26 protein-coding genes are annotated in these 22008 nt (G+C 70.1%); 13 read left to right on the forward strand and 13 right to left on the reverse strand.

The window, feature by feature from the left end:
• The first annotated feature begins 115 nt into the window (after positions 1-115).
• The 3 genes from JHE00_RS13625 to JHE00_RS13635 are packed head-to-tail and all read left to right on the forward strand — an operon-like array spanning position 116 to position 2963.
• Complete coding sequence (locus tag JHE00_RS13625) at positions 116-1516, forward strand: NAD-dependent malic enzyme (RefSeq protein ID WP_200318436.1); 1401 nt, start codon at positions 116-118, stop codon at positions 1514-1516.
• Entirely contained in the window at positions 1513-1992 is a 480-nt protein-coding gene (gene moaC / locus JHE00_RS13630) for a cyclic pyranopterin monophosphate synthase MoaC (RefSeq protein WP_200318437.1), read from the forward strand. The genes JHE00_RS13625 and moaC overlap by 4 nt, the downstream gene beginning before the upstream one ends.
• Entirely contained in the window at positions 1989-2963 is a 975-nt protein-coding gene (locus JHE00_RS13635) for a molybdenum cofactor biosynthesis protein MoaE (RefSeq protein WP_200318438.1), read from the forward strand. The genes moaC and JHE00_RS13635 overlap by 4 nt, the downstream gene beginning before the upstream one ends.
• A 188-nt stretch (positions 2964-3151) precedes the next feature.
• On the opposite strand, the gene JHE00_RS13640 is transcribed toward JHE00_RS13635, so the two are convergent.
• The 4 genes from JHE00_RS13640 to moaA form a co-directional block, all read right to left on the reverse strand.
• The gene (locus JHE00_RS13640) at positions 3152-3799 is read right to left on the reverse strand and encodes a LysM peptidoglycan-binding domain-containing protein (RefSeq protein ID WP_200318439.1); all 648 of its coding nucleotides are present in this window, start codon (positions 3797-3799) and stop codon (positions 3152-3154) included.
• Between the two features lie 418 nt (positions 3800-4217).
• Positions 4218-5078: a phosphatidylinositol-specific phospholipase C/glycerophosphodiester phosphodiesterase family protein gene (locus tag JHE00_RS13645; RefSeq protein WP_200318440.1), complete on the reverse strand. Its 861-nt coding sequence runs from the start codon at positions 5076-5078 to the stop codon at positions 4218-4220.
• 81 nt (positions 5079-5159) lie between these two features.
• Complete coding sequence (locus JHE00_RS13650) at positions 5160-5408, reverse strand: MoaD/ThiS family protein (protein ID WP_200319203.1); 249 nt, start codon at positions 5406-5408, stop codon at positions 5160-5162.
• A 61-nt stretch (positions 5409-5469) separates the two neighbouring features.
• Entirely contained in the window at positions 5470-6534 is a 1065-nt protein-coding gene (moaA, locus tag JHE00_RS13655) for a GTP 3',8-cyclase MoaA (protein ID WP_200318441.1), read from the reverse strand.
• Positions 6535-6638: 104 nt separating this feature from the next.
• Here moaA and JHE00_RS13660 point away from each other — a divergent pair, with 104 nt between their 5' ends.
• The 6 genes from JHE00_RS13660 to JHE00_RS13685 are packed head-to-tail and all read left to right on the forward strand — an operon-like array spanning position 6639 to position 11330.
• Positions 6639-7043: a TOBE domain-containing protein gene (locus tag JHE00_RS13660; RefSeq protein ID WP_200318442.1), complete on the forward strand. Its 405-nt coding sequence runs from the start codon at positions 6639-6641 to the stop codon at positions 7041-7043.
• Positions 7040-7816, forward strand: a complete 777-nt coding sequence (modA, locus tag JHE00_RS13665) for a molybdate ABC transporter substrate-binding protein (RefSeq protein ID WP_200318443.1) — start codon at positions 7040-7042, stop codon at positions 7814-7816. Before JHE00_RS13660 ends, modA begins: the two co-directional genes overlap by 4 nt.
• Positions 7817-7823: 7 nt before the next feature.
• Positions 7824-8597, forward strand: coding sequence for an ABC transporter permease (locus tag JHE00_RS13670; protein ID WP_200319213.1), 774 nt, complete (start codon positions 7824-7826; stop codon positions 8595-8597).
• Complete coding sequence (locus tag JHE00_RS13675) at positions 8594-9685, forward strand: sulfate/molybdate ABC transporter ATP-binding protein (protein WP_200318444.1); 1092 nt, start codon at positions 8594-8596, stop codon at positions 9683-9685. Before JHE00_RS13670 ends, JHE00_RS13675 begins: the two co-directional genes overlap by 4 nt.
• 9 nt (positions 9686-9694) lie before the next feature.
• Positions 9695-10489, forward strand: a complete 795-nt coding sequence (locus JHE00_RS13680; RefSeq protein WP_200318445.1) for an HAD-IIA family hydrolase — start codon at positions 9695-9697, stop codon at positions 10487-10489.
• A gap of 37 nt (positions 10490-10526) precedes the next feature.
• Positions 10527-11330, forward strand: coding sequence for a metallophosphoesterase (locus tag JHE00_RS13685; RefSeq protein ID WP_200318446.1), 804 nt, complete (start codon positions 10527-10529; stop codon positions 11328-11330).
• A gap of 6 nt (positions 11331-11336) precedes the next feature.
• Here the strand turns inward: JHE00_RS13685 and JHE00_RS13690 are convergent, their stop codons facing one another.
• A complete protein-coding gene (locus JHE00_RS13690) occupies positions 11337-12179 on the reverse strand; it encodes an SDR family oxidoreductase (protein ID WP_200318447.1) in 843 nt (280 codons plus the stop codon).
• 96 nt (positions 12180-12275) lie between these two features.
• Between JHE00_RS13690 and JHE00_RS13695 the strand changes: the two genes are divergently transcribed.
• Complete coding sequence (locus JHE00_RS13695) at positions 12276-12692, forward strand: winged helix-turn-helix transcriptional regulator (RefSeq protein ID WP_200318448.1); 417 nt, start codon at positions 12276-12278, stop codon at positions 12690-12692.
• Here JHE00_RS13695 and JHE00_RS13700 read toward each other — a convergent pair.
• Together JHE00_RS13700 and JHE00_RS13705 are read right to left on the reverse strand one after the other, a co-directional pair.
• A complete protein-coding gene (locus JHE00_RS13700) occupies positions 12651-13025 on the reverse strand; it encodes a YccF domain-containing protein (RefSeq protein WP_200318449.1) in 375 nt (124 codons plus the stop codon). The two genes, JHE00_RS13695 and JHE00_RS13700, sit on opposite strands and share 42 nt — an antisense overlap.
• A 62-nt stretch (positions 13026-13087) precedes the next feature.
• On the reverse strand, positions 13088-13846 hold the full coding sequence (locus tag JHE00_RS13705) for a PhzF family phenazine biosynthesis protein (protein ID WP_200318450.1): 759 nt from the start codon (positions 13844-13846) through the stop codon (positions 13088-13090).
• A gap of 116 nt (positions 13847-13962) precedes the next feature.
• On the opposite strand from JHE00_RS13705, the gene JHE00_RS13710 reads away from it, so the two are divergent.
• The gene (locus JHE00_RS13710; protein ID WP_200318451.1) at positions 13963-15621 is read left to right on the forward strand and encodes an AMP-binding protein; all 1659 of its coding nucleotides are present in this window, start codon (positions 13963-13965) and stop codon (positions 15619-15621) included.
• A gap of 46 nt (positions 15622-15667) precedes the next feature.
• Here JHE00_RS13710 and JHE00_RS13715 read toward each other — a convergent pair whose 3' ends face one another.
• Positions 15668-16630 (reverse strand): R2-like ligand-binding oxidase, encoded by a 963-nt coding sequence (locus tag JHE00_RS13715; RefSeq protein ID WP_200318452.1) that lies wholly within the window; start codon positions 16628-16630, stop codon positions 15668-15670.
• A gap of 16 nt (positions 16631-16646) precedes the next feature.
• The gene (locus JHE00_RS13720; protein ID WP_200318453.1) at positions 16647-17237 is read right to left on the reverse strand and encodes a TetR/AcrR family transcriptional regulator; all 591 of its coding nucleotides are present in this window, start codon (positions 17235-17237) and stop codon (positions 16647-16649) included.
• Between the two features lie 132 nt (positions 17238-17369).
• On the opposite strand from JHE00_RS13720, the gene JHE00_RS13725 reads away from it, so the two are divergent.
• Positions 17370-17969, forward strand: a complete 600-nt coding sequence (locus JHE00_RS13725) for an HAD family hydrolase (RefSeq protein WP_230424333.1) — start codon at positions 17370-17372, stop codon at positions 17967-17969.
• On the opposite strand, the gene JHE00_RS13730 is transcribed toward JHE00_RS13725, so the two are convergent.
• Complete coding sequence (locus JHE00_RS13730; protein WP_200318454.1) at positions 17935-18168, reverse strand: hypothetical protein; 234 nt, start codon at positions 18166-18168, stop codon at positions 17935-17937. The genes JHE00_RS13725 and JHE00_RS13730 overlap by 35 nt on opposite strands.
• 162 nt (positions 18169-18330) lie before the next feature.
• Here JHE00_RS13730 and JHE00_RS13735 point away from each other — a divergent pair, with 162 nt between their 5' ends.
• Positions 18331-18717, forward strand: coding sequence for a cold-shock protein (locus JHE00_RS13735; protein WP_200319217.1), 387 nt, complete (start codon positions 18331-18333; stop codon positions 18715-18717).
• An 88-nt stretch (positions 18718-18805) separates the two neighbouring features.
• Here the strand turns inward: JHE00_RS13735 and JHE00_RS13740 are convergent, their stop codons facing one another.
• Genes JHE00_RS13740 through JHE00_RS13750 form a run of 3 tightly spaced genes read right to left on the reverse strand, consistent with a single transcriptional unit; the run spans position 18806 to position 21957 of the window.
• Positions 18806-19303 (reverse strand): DUF2771 family protein, encoded by a 498-nt coding sequence (locus JHE00_RS13740; protein WP_200318455.1) that lies wholly within the window; start codon positions 19301-19303, stop codon positions 18806-18808.
• A 10-nt stretch (positions 19304-19313) separates the two neighbouring features.
• On the reverse strand, positions 19314-21128 hold the full coding sequence (locus tag JHE00_RS13745; protein ID WP_200318456.1) for an MFS transporter: 1815 nt from the start codon (positions 21126-21128) through the stop codon (positions 19314-19316).
• Between the two features lie 43 nt (positions 21129-21171).
• On the reverse strand, positions 21172-21957 hold the full coding sequence (locus JHE00_RS13750; RefSeq protein ID WP_200319219.1) for a glutaminyl-peptide cyclotransferase: 786 nt from the start codon (positions 21955-21957) through the stop codon (positions 21172-21174).
• Between the last annotated feature and the right edge of the window lie 51 nt (positions 21958-22008).

Genomic DNA, 22008 nt, shown 5'->3' on the forward strand with positions numbered 1-22008 from the left:
CCGCGACCTCGCCGTTTGTTACTCGCGGGTCACCGGTCCTGGCCGCTGGTGGCGCCCGTCACGGGGCTAGTGTTTCCTCCCGTACCCAGCTGAATTTCTCTACGGGGGTTGCGCGATGCCCGTTCCCGGTCCTGGCTATTCGATCACCGTGCGCCTCGAGGCGCCGCCGTCCGCGAGTGCCGCCGGCGATCTGACCACCGCGGTCGGCCAGGCGGGAGGCGTGCTCACGGCGTTCGACGTGGTCGAGTCGCACTCCGACGCCATCGTCGTCGACATCACGGCGAACGTCTCGTCGGCCGACCACGCCGAGGACCTCACGAAGGCGCTCAACGCGCTGCCGGGTGTCCAGGTGCGCAAGGTCTCCGACCGCACGTTCCTCATGCACCTCGGTGGCAAGCTCGAGGTCAGCCCCAAGGTCGCGCTCCGCAACCGTGACGATCTGTCCCGCGCCTACACGCCGGGTGTCGCCAGGGTGTGCCAGGCCATCGCCGCGAACCCCGAGGACGCGCGCAGGCTGACGATCAAGCGCAACACGGTCGCCGTGGTCACCGACGGCTCCGCCGTGCTCGGCCTCGGCAACATCGGGCCGTCGGCCGCGCTGCCCGTGATGGAGGGCAAAGCGGCGCTGTTCAAGAAGTTCGCGGGCGTCGACGCCTGGCCGGTGTGCCTGGACACCCAGGACACCGAGGAGATCATCCGGATCGTGCGGGCGCTCGCGCCCGTGTACGCGGGCATCAACCTCGAGGACATCGCCGCGCCCCGCTGCTTCGAGATCGAGGCGCGCCTGCGTGAGCAGCTCGACATCCCCGTCTTCCACGACGACCAGCACGGCACCGCGATCGTCGTGGTCGCCGCGCTGCGCAACGCGCTGCGGGTGGTCGGCAAGCCGATCGAGAAGTGCAAGATCGTGGTCAGCGGCGTCGGCGCGGCGGGCTCCGCGATCATCCGCCTGCTGCTGCGCAAGGCTCCCGCCGACATCGTCGCGGCCGACATCGACGGCATCGTGCACAGCGGCAGGGGCAACCTGGACGACAACCTGAGCTGGGTCGCGAAGAACACCAACAAGGACAACGCCACCGGCACGCTGCACGACGCGCTCGTCGACGCCGACGTGTTCATCGGTGTCTCGGCACCCAACCTCTTCGGCGCCGAGCAGGTGGCGACCATGGCCGACAACGCCGTGGTGTTCGCCCTGGCCAACCCCGACCCCGAGATCGACCCGCTCGAGGCGCAGAAGCACGCGGCGGTCGTGGCCACGGGCCGCAGCGACTACCCGAACCAGATCAACAACGTGCTCGCGTTCCCCGGCGTCTTCCGCGGGCTGCTCGACGCGCAGGCTCACCACATCGACGACGAGATGCTCCTGGCGGCGGCCGACGCCATCGCCGACGTGGTGGACGACCGCCTCAACGCGTCGTTCATCGTCCCGAGCGTGTTCGACGCGGCCGTGGCGCCCGCCGTTGCCGAGGCCGTGAGGGCGGCGGCGAGGAAGGAAGAAGTAGCCTCGACGTCGTGAGTGAACTGAGCCACGTCGATGAGGCGGGCGCGGCCCGCATGGTCGACGTCTCCGGCAAAGCCGTCACCGCGCGCACGGCGGTCGCCAGCGGGCAGGTCCGCACCACGGCAGAGGTGATCGGTCTCCTCTCCGAGGGCGGACTGCCCAAGGGCGACGCGCTCGCCACAGCCCGCATCGCGGGCGTCATGGGCGCCAAGCGCACGTCCGAGCTCATTCCGCTGTGCCACCCGATCGCGCTGACGAAGGTGGACGTGAGCTTCGAGCTCGGCGCCGACAGCGTTCGCATCGAGGCGCTGGCTCGCACGAGCGACCGCACCGGTGTGGAGATGGAGGCATTGACGGCCGTCGCCGTCGCCGGCCTCACCCTGCACGACATGATCAAGGCGGTCGATCCGGCCGCCACCCTCGACGGGGTACGGGTGGAGACCAAGGACGGCGGCAAGACCGGGAGCTGGCGCCGGGAGGAGAACCGATGACACGCACGGCGAGGGTGATTGTCGCGTCGAACCGGGCCGCGACCGGGGTCTACGCGGACCAGACGGGCCCGATCATCGCCAAGTGGCTCTCCGAGCGGTCGTACGAGGTGCCCGAGCCGTTCGTCGTCGAGGACGGCGAGCCGGTGGCGCAGGCGCTGCGCGACTGCCTCGCCGACGGCGTCGACGTGGTGATCACCACCGGCGGCACGGGCATCACGCCCACCGACCGGACGCCGGAGGCGACGGCGCCGCTGCTCGACTTCGAACTGCCTGGCCTCGCCGACGCCGTGCGGGCCGCTGGGCAGGACAAGGTGCCCACCGCGGTCCTGTCGCGGGGACTCGCCGGGGTCGCGGGAGGCACGCTCGTGGTGAACCTGCCGGGTTCGCGCGGCGGCGTCAACGACGGGCTCGACGTGCTCGACGCGGTGCTGGACCACGCGGTGGACCAGGTGGGCGGCGGCGACCACCCCAGGCACGGGAGCGGCCACGTGGACGGCCACGTCCAGCAGGCGCCCGCACAGATTCTGGACGCCGACGCCGACGCACCGGCCCGCGTGGCGCTTGCGCAGGTGACCGAGACGGAGCTGTCCGTCGAGGAGCACGCCCAGCTCGTCCGGGACGCGGCCGCGGGTGCCGTGGTGACCTTCGGCGGCGTGGTGCGCGACCACGACGGCGGCCGTTCGGTGACCTCGCTCTTCTACGAGGGCCACCCGACGGCGGGCGACGTGCTCGCGCGGGTCGTCGCCGAGGTGGCGGGCCGCCGGCCCGGACTGCGGGCCGTCGCGGTGAGCCACCGGCTCGGCGCGCTGGAGATCGGAGACGTGGCGCTCGCGTGCGCGGTCGCCGCCGACCACCGGGCAGAGGCCTTCGCCGCCTGCGCGGAGCTGGTGGACGAGGTCAAGGCCCGCCTGCCGGTCTGGAAGTACCAGAAGTTCACCGACGGTACCGACGAGTGGGTGAACTCGCCGTAGCGCTCGCCGCTACCGCCGAGGCGGTCCCTGGTCAGGGACACCTCGCGCCTGCCTGATCCCGAACGCACGAGAGCCCCACCATCCGGGGGACACGGTGGGGCTCTGTGTGCTGGGTCCGGGCACCTTCGGGTAGGCACCCGGACCCAGCATCCGCGCCGATTCGGGCGGACAGTGATCCTGCTAGCGGATCACTTGGTGGCGATCTTCTGGCCGACCACGATGTAGTCGGGGTTCGAGATGAAGTCCTGGTTGAGGTCGGCCAGCTTGGCGTAGCCGCCCTCGACGTTCTTCTTCTCGGCGATCTTGGTCAGGGTGTCGCCGGCGACGATGGTGTAGTCGCCGTCGGGGTTGGACTTGGCGACACCTGCGACGGGAGCGGGAGCCGGGGCCGGAGCGGGAGCCGACTCCTCGGCCGGGGCGCTCTCGTACGACGTGCTCGTCTCAGCGGAGCCCGCCGTGTTGCTGCCCTGGTAGCTGCCGCTCGAGCCGGCCTGAGCGCCACACACCGGCCACGCGCCGATGCCCTGGCCCTCCAGGACCCGCTCCGCCACCGCGATCTGCTGGTCGCGGGAAGCGTTGTGGGCCGAGCCGGTGCCGCCGTACGCCTGCCACGTGCTCGGGGCGAACTGCAGACCGCCGGAGTAGCCGTTGCCGGTGTTGATGCTCCAGTCGCCACCGCTCTCGCACTGCGCGATGGCGTCCCAGTTGACGCTGTCGGCCTGCGCGGGGGTCGCAGCGATCGCCAGCGGCGCGCCGACAGCCAGGCCCGCGACAGCGACGCGAGCGAAGGTGCGGGACGCAGCGGAGGTCTTCCGGTGCTTGCCTCGATAAGCCATTTTTGACTCGGTCTCGCTTCAGCGCCTCCGTGCAACGAGGCAGGCCGCATGGGCCTGGCCGACTCTCCGTGCCGGCTCACTTCGCCGTCTGGCTCCGTTCCCTCTCGTCCCAGTCCGGAAGTCTCTTTCGCTCGGGGTTTGTGGTCCGGGACTCCCGCCGGACTGGGTGCGGCGCTACGGGAGTCCCGGTCGTGCTTGTGGTCGGTCGGGGCCAACCGAGTAGCGACGGTACGTAACGACACGCGTGATCGGAAATTATGAGAGGCGTGACCTAGGTCACAGTAACAACAAGCAACCTCGAGCGATTCCGGCGTTATCGCTGGTCAGGTTGCCGTTACCTGGCCGTTTCCATCTCGAGATATTTCACCGTAAGTGAGGTCTGTGTCACGTGGATTGCGCGCGAATGCTCCGTTTGTGACTACCACTTGGTGCGCAGGAACCGGGCCAAACCAGACAGGTCGTCGGTGTTGACGTGATCCACTCCGGCGTCCACCAGAGCCTTCCACAGCGCGGTCCGCGCAGGCCCCTCGGTGTCGGGCGTCGCCCAGAACCGGACCCGCTGACCGGCGCCGTGTGCTTTGTTCACCAGGCTCTCGAGCAGCTCCCGCTCGGCGGCGGGGAACTTGCCCTCGCCTGCCCACGTGAACAGCTTCGTCCAGTTCTCGGAGACCAGCGGCGTCAGGCGCGCGTCCGAGCCGGGGCCGAGGTCCGTCGGGTCGGCGATGCGGCCGTCGTAGAAGGCGAGCCGGTGGCGCTGGGCGCTCATCGTCGCCCTGGGCCGGTTGCCCGACACCACGACCGTCACCGGGCCGCGCCGGACCCTCGCGCGCGCGTACGCGGAAAAGAGGGGTGTGTAGCGCTGGTGACGCAGGAGCCGGTCCAGTGCGGCGTAAGTGCTCTCGCCCTCGGTCTTGATGTCGACGAGCAGCTGGAAGTCCGCTCTGCGCCCGTAGACGTGGCCGTGGTTGTCCAGCACTCGCCTGCGCAGCGGCTCCAGGTACAGCGATTCCAGCGTGCGAGACGGTGTCAGGTCCTCGGGGTCGTGCCCGACGAGCAACCGGCCTTCCACCAGGTGGATGTCGGCCTCGACGCTCGTGAAGCCCTCGGCGAGCGCGTCGAACAGCGGGCGCGGGTGCTCGTAGTCGTTGTGCGCGTGAGCCTGGGCCAGCGGGCGGACACGAGGCCGTGGCCGGGCCTGAGCGACCGTGGGGGCACCGAGCAGGCCCGCGGTGGCCAGAGAGGCGGTCAGGACGCTGAACGAGCGGCGCGAGAGCGGCATGGCGGCCAGCCTGTGCCGTCGCGGCTGCCGGGGAGTGAACGAACCGGCACCAGCCGGTCAAGAACGGGCGAAGTCCGAGCCTCAGCCGCCCGCGAACGGCGGCAGGACGTCCAGTTCGGCGCCGTCGGGCAGCTCCCGGGTGACGTCGCGGACGGCGATGCCGTCGAGCAGGAAGCTCGCGGCGTCGAGGATCCGCGGCAACTCGGCCGGATGCAGCTTGCGAAGCTCGTCGACGGCCTCGCTCACCGAGGCGCCCGCCCGCAGTCGGAGCACTTCCTCCTCGACGCCGCTGGCGGCCTTGGCCGAGGCGAAGTAGCGCACCAGCACCATCGTTGCGTGCCGGTGCCCTTCAGCGTCGGCGACCTGTTCCTGCGACACCGATCCCACTGCGTCAGCCTCCGATGGCGCTCATCGGCCGGATCGGCTGGGCGAAACCGGCCTCGTTGATCTCGTGACCTGCGAGCTTGCCCCACATCGTCGCGCGCCAGACGTCGGCGATCTGCTCGTCGCTCGCCTCGCCGCGCAGCAGGGCCCGCAGATCGGTCTCCTCGGTGCTGAACAGGCAGGAGCGGATCGCGCCGTCGGCGGTGAGCCGGGTGCGCTCGCACGCGGCACAGAACGGCCTGCTCACCGATGGGATCACGCCGACCTCGGCCGGCCCGCCGTCGACGAGCCAGCGCTCGGCGGGGGCTCCGCCTCGCTCGGCCGGGCTCGGCGTGAGCGTGAACTCGGCGCCGAGCAGCTCGAGGATCTCGTCGGCCGTGATCATCTCCTTGCGGTTCCAGCCGTGCTGGGCGTCGAGCGGCATCTGCTCGATGAACCGGAGGTGGTAGCCGTTGTCCAGCGCGAAGCGCAGCAGCGAGGTCGCCTCGTGCTCGTTGATCCCGCGCATCAGCACCGTGTTGATCTTCACGGGCTCGAGGCCCGCGTCGCGCGCCGCGGCCAGCGCGTCGAGCACATGCTTGAGCCGGTCGCGCCGGGTGATCCGCTCGAACGTCTCGGCGTCGACGGAGTCGAGCGAGACGTTGATGCGGTCGAGGCCCGCTTCGGCGAACGCGGCGGCGCGCTTGGCGAAGCCGATGCCGTTGGTGGTCATGGACAACCGCGGCGCGGGGTCGAGGTCCTTGATCCTCGCGACGAGGTGCTCGAGTCGCGGCCGCAGCAGTGGTTCGCCGCCGGTCAGCCGGATGTCGGTGACGCCGAGCGGCCCGACGGCGATGCCCATGAGCCGCACCAGCTCGTCGTCGGTGAGCAGCTGCCCGCCCGGCATCCACTCCAGGCCCTCCGCGGGCATGCAGTACGTGCACCGGAGATTGCACTTGTCGGTCAGCGACACCCGGAGGTCGGTCGCGACCCGGCCGAACGTGTCGATCAGGGCGGGATCGTCCGGGCGCGGTGCACCGGACGTCGGGCGTGCGCCGGGCACCCGTGGGGTGCCGAGATCCACTGCTGTCATCCACACCAGCGTAATGCCGGAATCGGGGCGGTTGTGAGCTTGCTTGCATACCGAATCGGCAGCGCCATAGCTATTTGCGCACCTGCGGCGATAATGTCTGCGTCATGCCGCAATTTCGGTTCTCAGAAGCGGCTCGGCTGCTCGGTGTCAGCGACGACACAGTGCGCCGTTGGGTCAAGGCAGGCCAGTTGACGGCAGGCGAGGACTCCGCGGGGCGCAAGGTCATCGACGGTGCCGAGCTCGCCGGGTTCGCCAGGGCACAGGCCGCCGAGTCCCCCGATCCGACCGAGGTGGGCCGCTCGGCCCGCAATCGCTTCGTCGGACTGGTCACCGATGTCGTCGCCGACACGGTGATGGCCAAGGTCGAGATCCAGTGCGGGGCCCATCGCGTCGTGTCGCTCATGAGCTCGGAAGCCGTCGAGGAGCTGGGCCTTCGACCCGGTGCGCTCGCGGTCGCGGTCGTCAAGGCCACGCAGGTGATCGTCGAAACTCCAGGAGGTAACCGGTGAGGTTGGTACTCGCGGGCGTGCTCAGCGTCGTGTTGGTCGTGTCCGCGTGCGGCGGGTCCGATGGTTCGTCGGACGAGGGTTCCGGTGGTGGAGACGGGAACCGGACGCTCAACGTCTTCGCGGCCGCGTCGCTCACCGAGGCGTTCGGGGAGCTGGAGAAGCAGTTCGAGGCCGAGCACGACGGCGTGGACGTGCGGCTGAACCTCGCCGGCTCGTCACAGCTCGCCAGTCAGATCAACGAGGGCGCTCCCGCCGACGTGTTCGCCTCGGCCAACGAGAAGAACATGGACAAGGTCGTGGAGGCCGGCGGCGTCGAGGGGCAGCCGGAGACGTTCGCCACCAACAAGCTGACGATCGCCGTCCCGCCGGGAAACCCCAAGGGGATCACGAGCTTCGCCGACCTCGCGGGCGACGACCTCACCGTGGTGGTGTGCGCGTCGCAGGTGCCGTGCGGATCCGCCACCGAAGAGGTCGAGCAGGCCACCGGTGTGACGCTGTCGCCCGCGAGCGAGGAGCAGGACGTCAAGGCCGTGCTCACCAAGGTGGAGCTGGGCGAGGCCGACGCGGGTCTGGTCTACGTCACCGACGTGACCTCGGCGGGCGACAAGGTGGAGTCGGTGGAGTTCCCCGAGGCTGAGCAGGCCATCAACGACTACCCGATCGCCGTGCTCGCCGAGGCCGGCCAGTCCGAGCTGGCCCAGCAGTTCTACGACCTGGTGCTGGGCCGGTCCGGCCAGGAGGAACTGAGCAAGGTTGGTTTTGGCACGCCGTAACCGTTCGATCCCGTGGGTGCTGTGGATCCCGGCGGGGCTGGCACTCGCGCTCGTGGTGCTGCCGGTCGTGGGCCTGCTCGCCCGCACGGACTACGCCCGGCTGCCCGAGCTGCTCACGTCGAGCGCGTCGCTGAACGCGTTGCAGCTCTCGCTGGTCACCGCCGTGCTGTCCACAGTGTTCTGTGTGCTGCTCGGGGTGCCGCTGGCCGTGGTGCTGGCGCGTTCGCGCAGCCGCGGCGTGCGGGTGCTGCGCGCGGTGGTGCTGCTGCCGTTGGTGCTGCCTCCGGTGGTGGGTGGGCTCGCGTTGCTGTTCCTGCTGGGGCGCAACGGCTTTCTCGGCTACCTGCTCGACGTCACGGCCGGGATCCGCATCCCGTTCACGACCGCGGCCGTGGTGATCGCGCAGACGTTCGTCGCCATGCCTTTTCTCGTGGTGAGCCTCGAGGGTGCGCTGCGGGGCGCCGGTGACCGCTACGAGCTGGTCGCTTCCACCCTCGGGGCCCGCCCGTGGACGGTGTTTCGCCGGGTGACCGTTCCGTTGCTGCTGCCGGCGCTCGGGTCTGGTGCGGTGCTCAGTTTCGCGAGGGCGCTCGGCGAGTTCGGCGCCACGATCACGTTCGCGGGCAGTCTGGAAGGCGTGACGAGGACGCTGCCGCTGGAGGTCTACAACCAGGCCGAGGCCGACGTGGACAGCGCCGTCGCACTGGCGCTGCTGCTGATCGTGGTCGCGGTGCTGGTGATCGCGGTGGCGCGGCCTCGCGCCGTGGAGGGCAGGCCATGACGCTGCACGCGGAGCTGGAACTGACGCGGGGCTCGTTCTCCCTGTCGGCGGAGTTCGACGTGCCCCCTGGCACCGTGCTCGCGGTGCTCGGGCCCAACGGTTCCGGCAAGTCGACGCTGCTGGGCTGCCTCGCCGGACTGTTCGTGCCGGACGACGGGGTGGTGACGCTGGGCGAGCGCACGCTCACGCGCACCCCACGCCTGCTCGTCCAGCCGCACGATCGCGGTGTCGGACTGCTGGCGCAGGACGCGCTGCTGTTCCCGCATCTGTCCGTGGTGGACAACGTGGCGTTCGCGCCGCGCTCCCGGGGTGCCTCGCGGGTGGCCTCGCGGGAGGCGGCGCGGCACTGGTTGTCCGAAGTGGATGCGGCCGAGCTGGCCGACCGCAAGCCTGCTCAGCTCTCCGGTGGGCAGGCGCAGCGGGTCGCGATCGCCCGCGCGCTGGCAGGGGAGCCGGACCTGTTGCTGCTCGACGAGCCGCTCGCGGCGCTGGACGTGGACGCCGCGCCCGCCATCAGAGGGCTGCTGCGCAGGGTGCTCCGTGCGGCCGGCAACCAGCGGGCGACGGTGCTGGTGACCCATGATCCGCTCGACGCGCTGGCGCTGGCCGACCACGTGCTGGTGCTCAGCCGCGGCCGGGTCGTGGAACGCGGCCTGACCCGGGACGTGCTCTCCGCGCCGAGGACCCCGTTCACGGCCCGCATCGCCGGGCTCAACCTCGTCGTCGGCGTCGCCGAGGAACAGGGTCTGCGCACGGCAGGCGGGTTCATCAGTGGTATCCCCGCCCCCGACGTCGCGGCGGGGGAGCCCGCCGTCGCGGTGTTCTCGCCGGGATCGGTGGCGGTCTACCCCGAGGGCGAGCACTCGGCGGGCAGTCCGCGCAACACCGTCGCCGCGGTGGTGGGTGCCCTGGAACCACACGGCGCGGTGGTGCGGTTGCGCACCGTCGACGGAGACGGCTGGGCTGAGGGGCTCGCGGCCGATCTCACCCCTGCGGCGGTGGCGGAACTGGCGCTCGAACCGGGCACACCGGTCAGATTGGCCGTCAAGGCGGCCGCCGTGGCGATCCATCCGGCGTTCGGCCCATAGGCTGAGGGCATGAGCGATCAGCGGTGGAGCTACCTGACCGACATGGACGGCGTGCTGGTGCACGAGGAGCACCTCATCCCGGGAGCCGACGAGTTCCTCGCCGAGCTGCGAAACGGCGGCGCCTCGTTCCTCGTGCTGACCAACAACTCCATCTACACCCCGCGCGACCTGCGGGCGAGACTGCTGCACTCGGGCCTCGACGTGCCGGAGGAGGCGATCTGGACCTCGGCGCTGGCCACGGCCAAATTCCTGCAGGCGCAGCGTCCCAACGGTTCGGCGTACGTCATCGGCGAGGCCGGGCTCACCACCGCGCTGCACGAGGTGGGCTACGTGCTCACCGACAACGACCCGGACTACGTGGTGCTCGGCGAGACCCGCACCTACAGCTTCACCGCGATCACCAGGGCCATCCGGCTGATCGAGCGGGGCGCGCGCTTCATCGCGACCAACCCGGACCCCACCGGGCCGAGCCGCGAGGGCATCCTGCCCGCCACGGGTTCGATCGCCGCGCTCATCGAACGCGCGACCGGCCGCTCTCCCTACTACGTGGGCAAGCCGAACCCGTTGATGATGCGGTCGGCTCTGCGGGCGCTGGGCGCGCACTCCGAGCACACGCTGATGATCGGCGACCGGATGGACACGGACGTGCACTCCGGAATCGAGGCCGGACTGCAGACCGTTCTGGTGCTCTCGGGCATCTCCACCAGGGAGTCGGCGGAGCGCTACCCGTTCCGGCCGACGCTCGTGGTGGACTCGATCGCCGACCTCGTCGGGCGTACCGAGGACCCGTTCGGGGCGGCCTGATCATCAGGGCTTCCCGCCAGGGCTTATCGTCGGAAATGTGACGGACCATCCCACGTTCGTCGTCGGTGATGTCCACGGTTACCGCGACGAGCTCGCAGACGCACTGCGCGACCACGAGCTCGTCGACGACTCCGACGACTGGGCGGGCGGCACGGCACACCTGTGGTTCCTCGGCGACTTCGTCGACAGGGGACCCGACGGTGTGGCCGCGATCGAGCTCGTCAGGAAGCTGCAGGAACAGGCCGCCGAGGCGGGCGGGCTGGTGGAGACGCTGCTCGGCAACCACGAGATCCTGCTGCTCGGCATGTACCACTTCGGCGACACGGCCGTGCCGTCCGACTTCGGCCCGCGCAGCTTCGCGCGCAGCTGGGAGATCAACGGCGGCCAGCTCTCCGACCAGGACGACCTCACCGAGGAGCTCGTCACCTGGCTCAGCGAGCGGCCGCTGGTCACCGTGACCGCCGATCACCTGCTGATGCACTCCGACACGCTTGAGTACCTGGAGTGGGGCGAGACCGCCGAGGAGATCAACGAGGCGGTCCGCGAGGTGCTGACGGGCACCGATCGCGCGCAGTGGTGGGACGTCTGGCGACGGATGACCACGCGCTATGCCTTCCGCGGCCCGCACGGCCAGGACGCGGCCGAGACGTTGCTCGAGCAGCTCGGTGGCGAGCGCATCGTGCACGGGCACAGCGTCATCGCCGACCAGCTCGGCATCCACCCCGCGCAGATCGAGGCGCCGTTCCTGTACGCGGGCGGCAAGGCGCTCGGTATCGACGGCGGCCTGTTCGTCGGAGGGCCGTGCCTCGTCGTGGAGCTCCCGTGGGAGCCCCACGACTGACGGCGCTCAGGCCAGGATCGCCCTGACGCCCTCGGCGAGCGGCGTGGTGGGCCTGCCGAGGAGTCGCGACAGCTCGCCCGTGGTTTCGGCGAGCAGGCCGTCGCGGGTGTTGGCGTCGAGTGCGACGACGAACCCGGCCATCGCCTCGGGCACCCCGGCCGCGAGCAGGGCCGACTGGTGCTCCTCGGGAGCCACGTCGGTGTAGGTGACGTCCTTGCCGGTCACCGTCGCGATGGCGGCCGCGAGGTCGGCGTAGGTGAACGCGACGTCGCCGCCGAGCTCGTAGACGCGGTTCTCGTGGCCCTCGCCGGTGAGTACGGCCGCGGCGCCGGCGGCGTAGTCGGCGCGGGTGGTGCCCGCGACCAGGCCCTCGCCCGCGCTGCCGAGGTAGACCCCGGTCTGGGCGGCCTGGCGGATGGCCCGCTCGAAGTTCTCGATGTACCAGTTGTTGCGCAAGATCGTGTACGGCAGCCCGGAAGCGCGGACGACCTCCTCGGTCGCCTTGTGCTCCGGCGCGAGGATCAGCGGGCTGGTGTCGGCCTTGGGCGCGCTGGTGTAGGCGAGCAGCGAGACGCCCGCCTGCGTGGCCGCCTCCACCACTGCGGTGTGCTGCGGCACCCGGCTGCCGACCTCGTTGCCCGAGATCAGCAGCACCTTGTCGGCGCCGTCGAGCGCCGTCTTCAGCGTCTCGGGGCGGTCGTAGTCGGCTTCGCGCACCTCGACTCCGAGGTCGGCGACCTTCTCGGGGCTGCGGGCGCCCGCCACGATCTGGTCGGCGGGGACGTGCTGCTTGAGGTTCTCGATCACCAGACGGCCGAGCTGGCCACCTGCTCCGGTCACGACGATCACGTGGGGTTCACTCCTCGAACTCGTTGCTTGCTCACCTTTCAGTGTGTACTAACTTTTGGAAAGTGCAACCCAAAAGTTAGTGCTATCTTGGGTGGCATGGACGAGATCGACCGGCTGGTGCCCGATGTGTTCGCGCGCGCGTGCGCCTCGCGCGGCGTGCTGGAGCACGTGGCCAGCCGCTGGGGCGGCCTCGCGCTCGCCGCGTTGCACGAGGGTCCGTTGCGGTTCAACGCGCTGCGCCGCCGCGTCGACGGCGTGAGCGAGAAGATGCTCGCCCAGACCCTGCAGCGGTTGGAACGCGACGGGTTCGTGCACCGTGACGCGCAGCCGAGCATCCCGCCGAGGGTGGAGTACAGCCTCACTCCGCTCGGCGTGAAGACGGCGGCGAAGCTGGTGGAGCTGATCGAGCTCGTCGAGTCGAGCCTGCCCGAGGTGTTCGGCGCGCAGGCCGCCTACGACACGGCTAGGGACTCAGCGAGTGGAAACGATCTCGCGGCCCAGCGGCACCAGTGACACCGGGATCATCTTGAGGTTCCCGATCCCGAGCGGGATCCCGATGATCGTGATGCACAGCAGGATGCCCGTGATCAGGTGCCCGAGCGCGAGCCACCAACCGGCGAAGATGATCCAGATGACGTTGCCGATCAGCGAGAACGTGCCCGCTTCCCTGCGGTCGACGAGCGTGCGGCCGAACGGCCAGAGTGCGTAGTTGGCCATGCGGAACGAGGCGAGCCCGAACGGGATCGTGATGATCAGGATGCAGCAGATGATGCCTGCCACCAGATAGCCGACGGCCATCCAGAAGCCCGCGAGCACCAGCCAGATCACGTTCAGCAACAACGTCATACCGCCATTGTTCCTGAGTTCGGCTCGTCGGCGCCCGGCTGTCGTTCAACGATCTTGATGCGTCACACCAGCAGTTCGCCCTCGACCACCGTGACGGCGGAGCCGGAGAGGCGGACACGGTCGCCGTCCAGGGCGGTGTGGACGACGCCGCCGCGCGCCGACGCCTGCTCGCCGGTGAGCTCGGTGCGGCCCAGCCTCGCCGACCAGTACGGCGCGAGCGTGCAGTGGGCCGAGCCCGTGACCGGGTCCTCCGGCACCCCGACGGCGGGGCCGAACACCCGGCTCACGAAGTCGGCGCCGGGGTGGTCGCCCGGCGCGGTGACGATCACGCAGCGCGCGTCCAGAGCGGCGAGCACGCCGAGATCCGGCCGCACCGTGCGGACCTCGCTCGCGTCGCCGAGCACCACGAGGATGTCGGACACACCCCTGGCGACGTGCTCGGCGACGACTCCAGGCAGTCCGGCTGAGACGTCGACGTCAGCCGGTTGTGGTGGGTCGGCGGGAAACTCCATCGCGACGCGGCCGTTCTCCGCCGTGCAGCGCAGCTCGCCCGAGCGCGTGGTGAAGACCTGCTCGCCGCCGAGCACGTGCGCGGTGGCGAGCGTGGCGTGCCCGCAGAGGTCGACCTCGGTGGTGGGGGTGAACCAGCGCAGCGACTTCGGCTGCCCGCTCGGCACCACGAACGCCGTCTCGGAGTGCTTGAGCTCGGCGGCCACCCGCTGCATCCACGCCTCGTCGGCTGGGGCGTCGAGCAGCACGACCCCGGCCGGGTTGCCCGCGAAGGCGGTGTCGGTGAACGCGTCGACGAGATACATCCGCATCCGACCGACAGTAGCCGGATCCGCTCGCCTGCCCATCCATGTGCAGGTGGCCCGGACCGTTCGGCGTTCCTAGACTTACCGCCAAGCCGTCATCGTCGACGCGGAGGAGAGGCATCATGCCGCACGCGCCCGCAGTTCCCAGCTACTCGTCGGGGATCTCCGACGTCCCGCTGCTCGGCGACACCATCGGCGACAATCTCGACCGCACCGTCGCCGCGTTCGGTGATCGCGACGCGCTCGTCGACAGGGCCAAGGGCGCGCGGTGGACCTACCGGGAACTGGCCGCCGAGGTCGACGCGCTCGCACTCGGCCTGCTGGCCAAGGGAATCCGCAAGGGCGACCGGGTGGGCATCTGGGCGCCGAACTGTGCCGAGTGGACCTTCACCCAGTACGCGACGGCGAAGATCGGCGCGATCCTGGTCAACATCAACCCCGCGTACCGCTCGCACGAGCTGGAGTACGTGCTCAACCAGGCGGGCATCCGGCTGCTCGTGGCTGCCGAGAAGTTCAAGACCTCCGACTACGCGAGCATGATCACCGAGGTGCGGCCGCGCTGCGAGGCGCTCACCGACGTGGTGCTGCTCGGCGGCGCCGACTGGACCTCGCTGCTGGAGACCGGCCGCAGCGCCGACCGCGCCCCGCTCGCCGACGCGCAGAGCGCGCTCAGCGCCGACGACCCGATCAACATCCAGTACACGTCGGGCACCACGGGGTTCCCGAAGGGCGCGACGCTGAGCCACCACAACATCCTCAACAACGGCTTCTTCGTCGGCGAGCTCTGCAACTACACCGAAGCCGACCGCATCTGCATCCCGGTGCCCTTCTACCACTGCTTCGGGATGGTGATGGGCAATCTCGCCGCCACCAGCCACGGCGCCTGCATGGTGATCCCGGCACCGGCGTTCGAGCCGAAGGCGACGCTGGAGGCCGTGCAGCAGGAGCGGTGCACCTCGCTCTACGGCGTGCCGACCATGTTCATCGCCGAGCTGGCCGAGCCGTCCTTCGACTCCTACGACCTCGCCAGCCTGCGCACCGGCATCATGGCGGGCTCGCCGTGCCCGGTCGAGGTGATGAAGCAGGTCATCGAGCGCATGGGCATGGCGGAGGTGTCGATCTGTTACGGCATGACCGAGACCTCGCCGGTGTCGACCCAGACGAGGGCCGACGACTCCGTGGAGCGCAGGGTGTCCACCGTCGGCAGGGTCGGGCCGCACCTCGAGGTCAAGGTCGTGGACCCGGCGACGGGCCTCACCGCGCCCCGCGGCGAGCCGGGCGAGCTCTGCACGCGCGGGTACTCGGTGATGCTCGGGTACTGGGAGCAGGCCGACAAGACGGCCGAGGCCATCGACGCCGCGCGGTGGATGCACACCGGCGATCTCGCGGTGATGGACGACGAGGGCTACGTCAACATCACCGGCCGCATCAAGGACATGGTGATCCGCGGTGGCGAGAACGTCTACCCGCGCGAGATCGAGGAGTTCCTCTACACCCACCCCGACATCCTCGACGCGCAGGTGATCGGCGTTCCCGACGCGAAGTACGGCGAGGAGCTGATGGCGTGGGTGCGCATGCGCGAGGGCGCCGAGCCGCTGACCGAGCAGAGCCTGCGGGACTTCTGCTCCGGCAAGCTCGCGCACTACAAGGTGCCGCGCTACGTGCACGTGGTGGAGGAGTTCCCCATGACGGTGACCGGCAAGGTGCGCAAGGTCGAGATGCGCGCGAAGTCGGTGGACCTGCTCGGCCTCGGCGACCTGGCCAAGACCAGGCACGCGTAGTGCGCGCGATCCCCGGCCGTCACGGCGGCCGGGGATCCGCGGCGGCTCAGCCAGCGTCGGCGAGGGCCCGCTCGTCCTCCTTGCCGAAGGTCTCCTCCAGCTGCTCGGGCGAGTAGTCGAGGTCGATGGCGGCCACGTCGGCTCCCCTCGCCGACTCGATCGCGCCGAGCCTGCGCTGCGCTCGGTCGGAGGCGTACTGCAGGTACTCGTCGTTGTCGATGCCGAACGGCGGCTCGTCGAACTGGGTGTTGACCCACTCGATCATGCCGAGCGCGTGGGGCAGCAGTTCGCCCATGCGCTGTTGCACGACCTCCCACAGGGAGTCGTCGGCCGCGATGTGCCTGCGGCACGTGAAGGTGCCCCACGCCATGTGCCTGCGCTCGTCGTCGCCGATACGGCGCACGAGTTCCTGCATGCCGGGCAGGATGCCGCGGCCGGTGCAGACCTTCTGCCACGCGTAGTAGCCGGTGAGCGCGAGGCAGCCCTCGATCACGTGGTTGTAGGTGACACTGGCGCGGATCTGGTTGGCAGGGCTGGGATCGGCGGACAGCACGTGCAGCGACTCTGGCAGCTCCTCGTAGAAGAGCTTGCGGTAGTGCGGGTTCTCGGCGACGTAGGGATGCAGGTCGTCGGTCAGGCCTACGGCGTCCATCCACCGCCGGAAGACCTCGGTGTGCTTGGCCTCCTCGAAGCAGAACTGCGTCAGGTACATCTCGTCGGCGAGCCTGCCCTCGGCGGCCATCGCCCGCATGAACGGCTGGATGTCCTCGGTCACGGCTTCCTCGCCCGCGATGAACTGCGCGCAGAGGAACGTCGACGAACGGCGCTCCTCGTCGTTGAGCGACTCCCAGTCGGCCCGGTCGGCGCTGAAGTCGATGTCGGCCGGGTTCCAGAACTTCTTGTTGCCCTTGACGAACAGGCGCAGCGGGAACGAGTCCCAGTTGAGCCCACCCCTGCGCAGTGACTGGAACCCTTCCCGGTGGGGATGCGGTGCGATGGTGCCGGTCATGGTGCTTCCTTTCGTTTCACTCCCTTGTGGACGAACGGATCAGTGCCCCGATCACCGTGGCGACGCCGTCGGCCGCCTCGTGGGGCGAGTGCGACGGCAGCACCAGGTAGCTCAGCGTCAGCCGGGTCATGGTGTCGGCGACGAACGCCGCGTCGGTCAGCCCCGGCACGCGCTCGTGCAGGTACGACTCGGCCACCTCGTTGGCGGCCCGCAGGATCGGCCCGCCCCGCGTGGTCAGGTACGGCAGCAGGTCCTCGCCCTGTTCTGTGCCGAGCGCGGCGGCGACGAGCCGGTTGTGCCGCGCGTGCTCGATGGTGAACGTCGTGGCCTCGCGGATCCCGGTCAGTAGGTCGTCGGCGGAACAGAGCCGCTGCTGGACGCCGTCGACGAACTCGGCCATCGTGCGCAACGCCACGGCCTGTACGAGCGCGGCCTTGCCGCCGAACTCGTTGTAGACCGTCTGCCTGCTGACTCCGACCTCGGCGGCGACGTCGGCCATCCGCAGGCGCGCGTACCCGCGCTCCGGCAGCAGGTCGGTGGCGGCGTCGAGCAGTTGCTCCCGCAGCGAGGCCTTGGTGCGCTCGGTGTAGGGCGTGATCTGGGACACGCAAATCAGCTTGACACAAGTTGGTTTTGTGTCAAGAAGCTCGACATCCACTGATCAGGTGTCAACATTGCGCGAGCGGCTACGGTGGTCGGCGTGGTGACACGAGTGGGGTGCGTCGGCTTCGACCTGGACATGACGTTGATCGACCCGAGGCCGGGCATGGTCGCGGCCATGGGTCAGCTCGCCGGTGAGACGGGCTACCCGCTGGACGGGGAGTACTTCGCGGCGAACCTCGGCCCGCCGCTCGACCACGTGCTGCGGGAGTTCGGGACACCGGAGGAGCGCATTCCGGAGCTCGTCGCGCGGTTCAGGGCGATCTACCCGGAGGTCGTCGTGCCGAGCACCGTCGCGCTCCCGGGCGCCACCGCGGCGCTCGAGGCCGTGCACCGGCTCGGCGGCACGACTCTCGTTGTCACCGGCAAGTACGAGCCCAACGCGGCGTTGCACGTGAAGGCGCTGGAGTTCGGCGTGGACTCTCTCGTCGGCGACCTGTGGGCGGCCGGCAAGGCATCGGCGCTGCTCGAGCACGGCGCGATCGCCTACGTGGGCGACTACACCGGTGACATGGTGGGCGCCAAGGCGGCCGGCGCGCTCGCCGTGGGCGTGGTCACCGGGCCGTGCAGCAGGCAGCAGTTGCTCGACGCGGGAGCCGACGTGGTGTTCGACTCGCTCGCCGAGTTCCCCGACTGGCTCACCGCTACCGCTGACGGTGCTCGCGAACCAGGGCGATGAGTCCCAGAAGGAGGCCGAGCGGTGTGACGACGCCCGCGGCGGCCGAGAGCCACACCGGCAGGTCCTCGAGGCCGGAGGCGAACATGACGAACACGGCCACGACCGCGACCATGCCGATGGCGAACAGGCCGATACCTGCCCGCATCAGCCAGGACTTGCGGGCAGCGGGCACGGCGGTCTCGCGGACGGCGGTCTCCATACCGACATCTTAAGGCGAACTATGTCCTTCTCCGTACGGTGTGTGGCGAGATAGGCTTGACCGATACGCGTCCTGGGTACGCACCTGGGGCGCGTTCGTCGTGCGGGGCCGGCCGAAGTCGGTAGGGCCCTGGCAGTTTCAGCGAAGGAACGGGTGAGGGCAGTGCCGACCGGCAAGGTCAAGTGGTACGACGCGGACAAGGGGTTCGGCTTCGTCACGCAGGATGGCGGAGAGGACGTCTACATCCGGAAGGCCGCGCTACCGCAGGGGGTAGAGGCACTCAAGGCAGGCCAGCGACTTGAGTTCGGCGTCGCCGACGGCAGGCGCGGCCCCCAGGCGCTCTCCGTCCGGCTCCTCGACCCGCCGCCCTCGGTCGCCGAGGCGCGCAGGCGCCCCGCCGAGGAGCTGCACGGACTCGTCGAGGACATGATCAAGCTGCTCGAGACGCGGGTGCAGCCCGATCTGCGCCGCGGCCGCTACCCGGATCGCAAGAACACCAAGCGGATCGCCGAGGTGATGCGCGCCGTCGCGCGCGACCTCGACCCGTAAACCCGCACCCGGTGCCGCACTGCGGTGAAGGGCACCTTTACTGCGTTGAACGCAGTAAAGGTGCCCTTCACCGCACTTGAGCCTGGAATCAGGTCGCTTCGTTTTGTAGCGACCAGACGCCCCTGGCCACCAGTTGTGGCTGGCCGTTCTCGTCGACGACCGGGTTGCCCTGCGGGTCGGCCGCGTAGGCCGCGCCGAGCTGCTGGATCTCCACGACCATGATCTGGTCGGACGGCGACTCGGGCTCCACCGTGTAGGCGTGTCGCTTGCCGTCGGTGAACGTGACGGGCTGCTGCAGGCGCAGTTCGCCGGACTCGGTGCGGTACTGGACGATCAGTGTCCACGGCGTGCTGGCGACCTCCTCGGGCACGGAGATCTGCACCGGCATGCCCTTGCGCACTGCGAGCGTCGCGCTCTCGCCGCCCTGCTCGCAGTCGCGCAGCAGCGCGTCGCAGTACTGGTCCAACGGCTCGGCGACCACCGTGTTGCCGTCGGCGTAGAAGGTGATCTCCGGGTTGGGCACGCCCGAACAACCGGCGAGCACCGCCGCCGCGGCGCCGAGAACCGCTACTACCGCACGTCGCATGAACCGAACATTACGGTCCCTGCCGCGCGCCCGCGGGATCGGGGCGCAGTGGCCGGTCGCCGCCGAAACCGGGGATGAGCGAGCTGCCCTTGCGCACCAGGTAGGTCTGCAGGCAGCCGATCGCGAGCAGCACCGACACCACGAGGAAGCCGATCCAGTACGTCGGCGGCAGCAGCAGACCCACCGCGCCACCGAACACCCAGGCCAGCTGCAGCACCGTCTCCGAGCGGCCGAACGCGGACGCGCGCGACTCCTCGGGCAGGTCGTCCTGGATCACGGCGTCGAGGGTGTTCTTGGCGAGCGCGCTCGCCGTGGCACCGACGAGACCGACCACGGCCGCCGTGGCGAGCCCGGCCAGTATCGCGGCGAGCACCGTGGACGCCAGCGTCGCCGCCACGCAGCCGAGCACCACCTGATCCGGCTTGCCGAACTGCATGCGCGAGCCGAGCGCGTTGCCGAGGAACCCACCAATGCCCGCAGCGGCACCGATGACGCCGAGCAGCAGCAGCTGCATGAACGGGCTGTAGCCGCCCTCTTCTGTCTGTGCCTTCACGGCGAACGCGGCGAACATCATCAGAAAGCCGGTGAGCAGCCGGATCGTGCCGTTGCCCCACAGCCCGACCACGATGTGTCTGCCCATGGGCTGGCGTTTGCGCTTCTGCGGCATGCGCTGGCTCAGCGAGGCGGGCACCTCGCCCTCGGTGACCTCGACCCACGACGGGATCCGCATGGCCTGCACGGCGCCGACCACGCAGATGGCGGCCGTGAACCACAGCGCGCCCGCCGACCCGATGACCGAGTTGATCCCCGCGGCCACGGCGCCGAACGCGCCGCCCGCCGCCAGACCGAACACGGCGAGCCTGGCGTTGGTCTTCGACAGCGTGATCTCCGTCGGCAGCACGCGTGGTGTCACCGCGGCCTTGAGCACCATGAACGACTTCGAGAGCACCATCTTGCCGAGCGCGGCCGGATAGAGCACCCACGAGTCGAAGTTGAGCGCCATCAGCACGCACATCAGCGCCTGGCCCGCCGAGGCGACGCACATCGCGAGCCTGCGTCCCCGCTGGATTTTGTCGAGCGCGGGGCCGATCACGGGAGCCACGAGCGCGAACGGCGCGATGGTGATGAGCAGGTACAGCGCGACCTTGCCCCGGCTCTCGCCGCTGCTGGCCGCGAAGAACAGCGTGTTGGCCAGCGCGACGGCCATCGCGGCGTCGCTGGCGTAGTTGAGCATCACCGAGTACGTCAGCGACGTCAGCCCGGACTTCTCGGCGCCGTCGGCCTTGGTGGCCCTGCGGAAGGCGTCGACGGCCTGCCCGCTGAGCTGCCGGCTGCGCAGTGCGGCGACGCGCGTGACGGTGAGCTTCTTCGGTAGCCGGGGGTTGCCCTCGGCGCTCTCGAAGCCGTGCACGGTGCGGGTGCGGTCGGGGTCCTCGTCCGGTCCCTGGTCCGAATCGCCTGCCTCGCGCGGCTGGCCCGGCGCGTAGCCGCCCGTGTCGTAGCGCTCGTAGTCCCTCTGCGGAGGGGGCGGCTGCTGCTGGTTCCAGGGCCGCGGTGGAGGCGGCGGGTACTGCCGCGCGCCGCGGTGCGGGCCGGGCGGCTGGTGCGCCGCCGCGGGCGGGACGTGTCGAGTCTGCGCGCCCTGTGGGTCCTGCACCGGCATGGCGCCGGTCGGCGCTTCGTCAGCCGTCGGCGGCGGTGCCGGCTCCGGGCGATGGGCCCTGGTGGGCCGTGCGGGCGGGGTGACGCGGGTGCGTTCCTCGGGCGGCTGGTTCGCCCCGGGTTCGGGCGTCCACTTCCGCTTGCCCTTCCTGCTGGAACGCATGTGCCCAATCCTGCCGTACTCGGGGTGACCTGCGCTCGCGCGATCAGGTCACCGGGACGAGATTCACCCTGAACATCTTCGGCCACAGCTTCCCAGTGATCAGGAACTGGTCGGTCCCCGGATAGGCGGCGATGCCGTTGAGCACGTCGGCGCCGGCCTGCTCGTCGGTGTCGAGCAGGCCCGAGGCGTCGATGCGGGCGGTGACGGCGCCCGTGTCCGGGTCGATCCGCACGATGTCGTCGCTGTGCCAGATGTTGGCGTAGACCTCCTCGCCGACGCACTCGAGTTCGTTGAGCTCCTCCACCGGGGTGCCGTCCTCGGTGACCTGCACAGAGCCGGTCTCGGCGAAGGTGGCGGGGTCGCGGAAGGTCAGCGTCGACGAGCCGTCGCTCATCACCAGCCTGCCGGGTTCGGCCTGGTGGCACAGGCCCCAGCCCTCGCCGGAGTACTGGACGCGGCGTTGTTCGGTGAGCGTGTGCCGGTCGCGCTCGACGGCGACTCCGTCGCGCCAGGTCAGCTGCCACACCTTCTCGCCGACCACGGTGATGCCCTCGCCGAACAGCGGCTCGGGCAGCGCGACCGTGCGCGTCGGCTGCTCGCCCGCGGGTCCCGCGCGCAGTGTCGAGCGGCCGACCAGCCCGGTGCCCTCGTACAGGGTCTCGCCCGCGAACTCGAGGCCCTGGGTGAACGCCTCGGGATCGTGTGGCAGTTCCTCGACGACCTCCACCTGGAGGCGCTCGACGGACGAGGATTCGGGGTCCTGGTTCTCGGCCGCGGCCCCGCACGCCCCGACGGTGACGAGGGCGGCGCTGACGGTGACGACGCTCATGGCTCGCTTCACGTCACCAGCCTGACACGAACGCGCTCGGTTACGTGCTGC

This window comes from Prauserella cavernicola, from assembly GCF_016595675.1.
In the GTDB taxonomy this organism is placed as follows: domain Bacteria; phylum Actinomycetota; class Actinomycetes; order Mycobacteriales; family Pseudonocardiaceae; genus Prauserella_A; species Prauserella_A cavernicola.

Coding starts and splice junctions, on each gene's coding strand:
- JHE00_RS13695 (WP_200318448.1), top strand. CDS start 12,276: ATGGACGAGATCGACCGGCTGGTGCCCGATGTGTTCGCGCGCGCGTGC.
- JHE00_RS13660 (WP_200318442.1), top strand. CDS start 6,639: ATGCCGCAATTTCGGTTCTCAGAAGCGGCTCGGCTGCTCGGTGTCAGC.
- JHE00_RS13710 (WP_200318451.1), top strand. CDS start 13,963: ATGCCGCACGCGCCCGCAGTTCCCAGCTACTCGTCGGGGATCTCCGAC.
- JHE00_RS13730 (WP_200318454.1), bottom strand. CDS start 18,168: ATGGAGACCGCCGTCCGCGAGACCGCCGTGCCCGCTGCCCGCAAGTCC.
- JHE00_RS13725 (WP_230424333.1), top strand. CDS start 17,370: ATGACGTTGATCGACCCGAGGCCGGGCATGGTCGCGGCCATGGGTCAG.
- JHE00_RS13675 (WP_200318444.1), top strand. CDS start 8,594: ATGACGCTGCACGCGGAGCTGGAACTGACGCGGGGCTCGTTCTCCCTG.
- JHE00_RS13740 (WP_200318455.1), bottom strand. CDS start 19,303: ATGCGACGTGCGGTAGTAGCGGTTCTCGGCGCCGCGGCGGCGGTGCTC.
- JHE00_RS13650 (WP_200319203.1), bottom strand. CDS start 5,408: ATGGTGCTGGTGCGCTACTTCGCCTCGGCCAAGGCCGCCAGCGGCGTC.
- JHE00_RS13745 (WP_200318456.1), bottom strand. CDS start 21,128: ATGCGTTCCAGCAGGAAGGGCAAGCGGAAGTGGACGCCCGAACCCGGG.
- JHE00_RS13705 (WP_200318450.1), bottom strand. CDS start 13,846: ATGCGGATGTATCTCGTCGACGCGTTCACCGACACCGCCTTCGCGGGC.
- JHE00_RS13750 (WP_200319219.1), bottom strand. CDS start 21,957: ATGAGCGTCGTCACCGTCAGCGCCGCCCTCGTCACCGTCGGGGCGTGC.
- JHE00_RS13640 (WP_200318439.1), bottom strand. CDS start 3,799: ATGGCTTATCGAGGCAAGCACCGGAAGACCTCCGCTGCGTCCCGCACC.
- JHE00_RS13700 (WP_200318449.1), bottom strand. CDS start 13,025: ATGACGTTGTTGCTGAACGTGATCTGGCTGGTGCTCGCGGGCTTCTGG.
- JHE00_RS13645 (WP_200318440.1), bottom strand. CDS start 5,078: ATGCCGCTCTCGCGCCGCTCGTTCAGCGTCCTGACCGCCTCTCTGGCC.
- JHE00_RS13635 (WP_200318438.1), top strand. CDS start 1,989: ATGACACGCACGGCGAGGGTGATTGTCGCGTCGAACCGGGCCGCGACC.
- moaA (WP_200318441.1), bottom strand. CDS start 6,534: ATGACAGCAGTGGATCTCGGCACCCCACGGGTGCCCGGCGCACGCCCG.
- JHE00_RS13680 (WP_200318445.1), top strand. CDS start 9,695: ATGAGCGATCAGCGGTGGAGCTACCTGACCGACATGGACGGCGTGCTG.
- JHE00_RS13715 (WP_200318452.1), bottom strand. CDS start 16,630: ATGACCGGCACCATCGCACCGCATCCCCACCGGGAAGGGTTCCAGTCA.
- JHE00_RS13625 (WP_200318436.1), top strand. CDS start 116: ATGCCCGTTCCCGGTCCTGGCTATTCGATCACCGTGCGCCTCGAGGCG.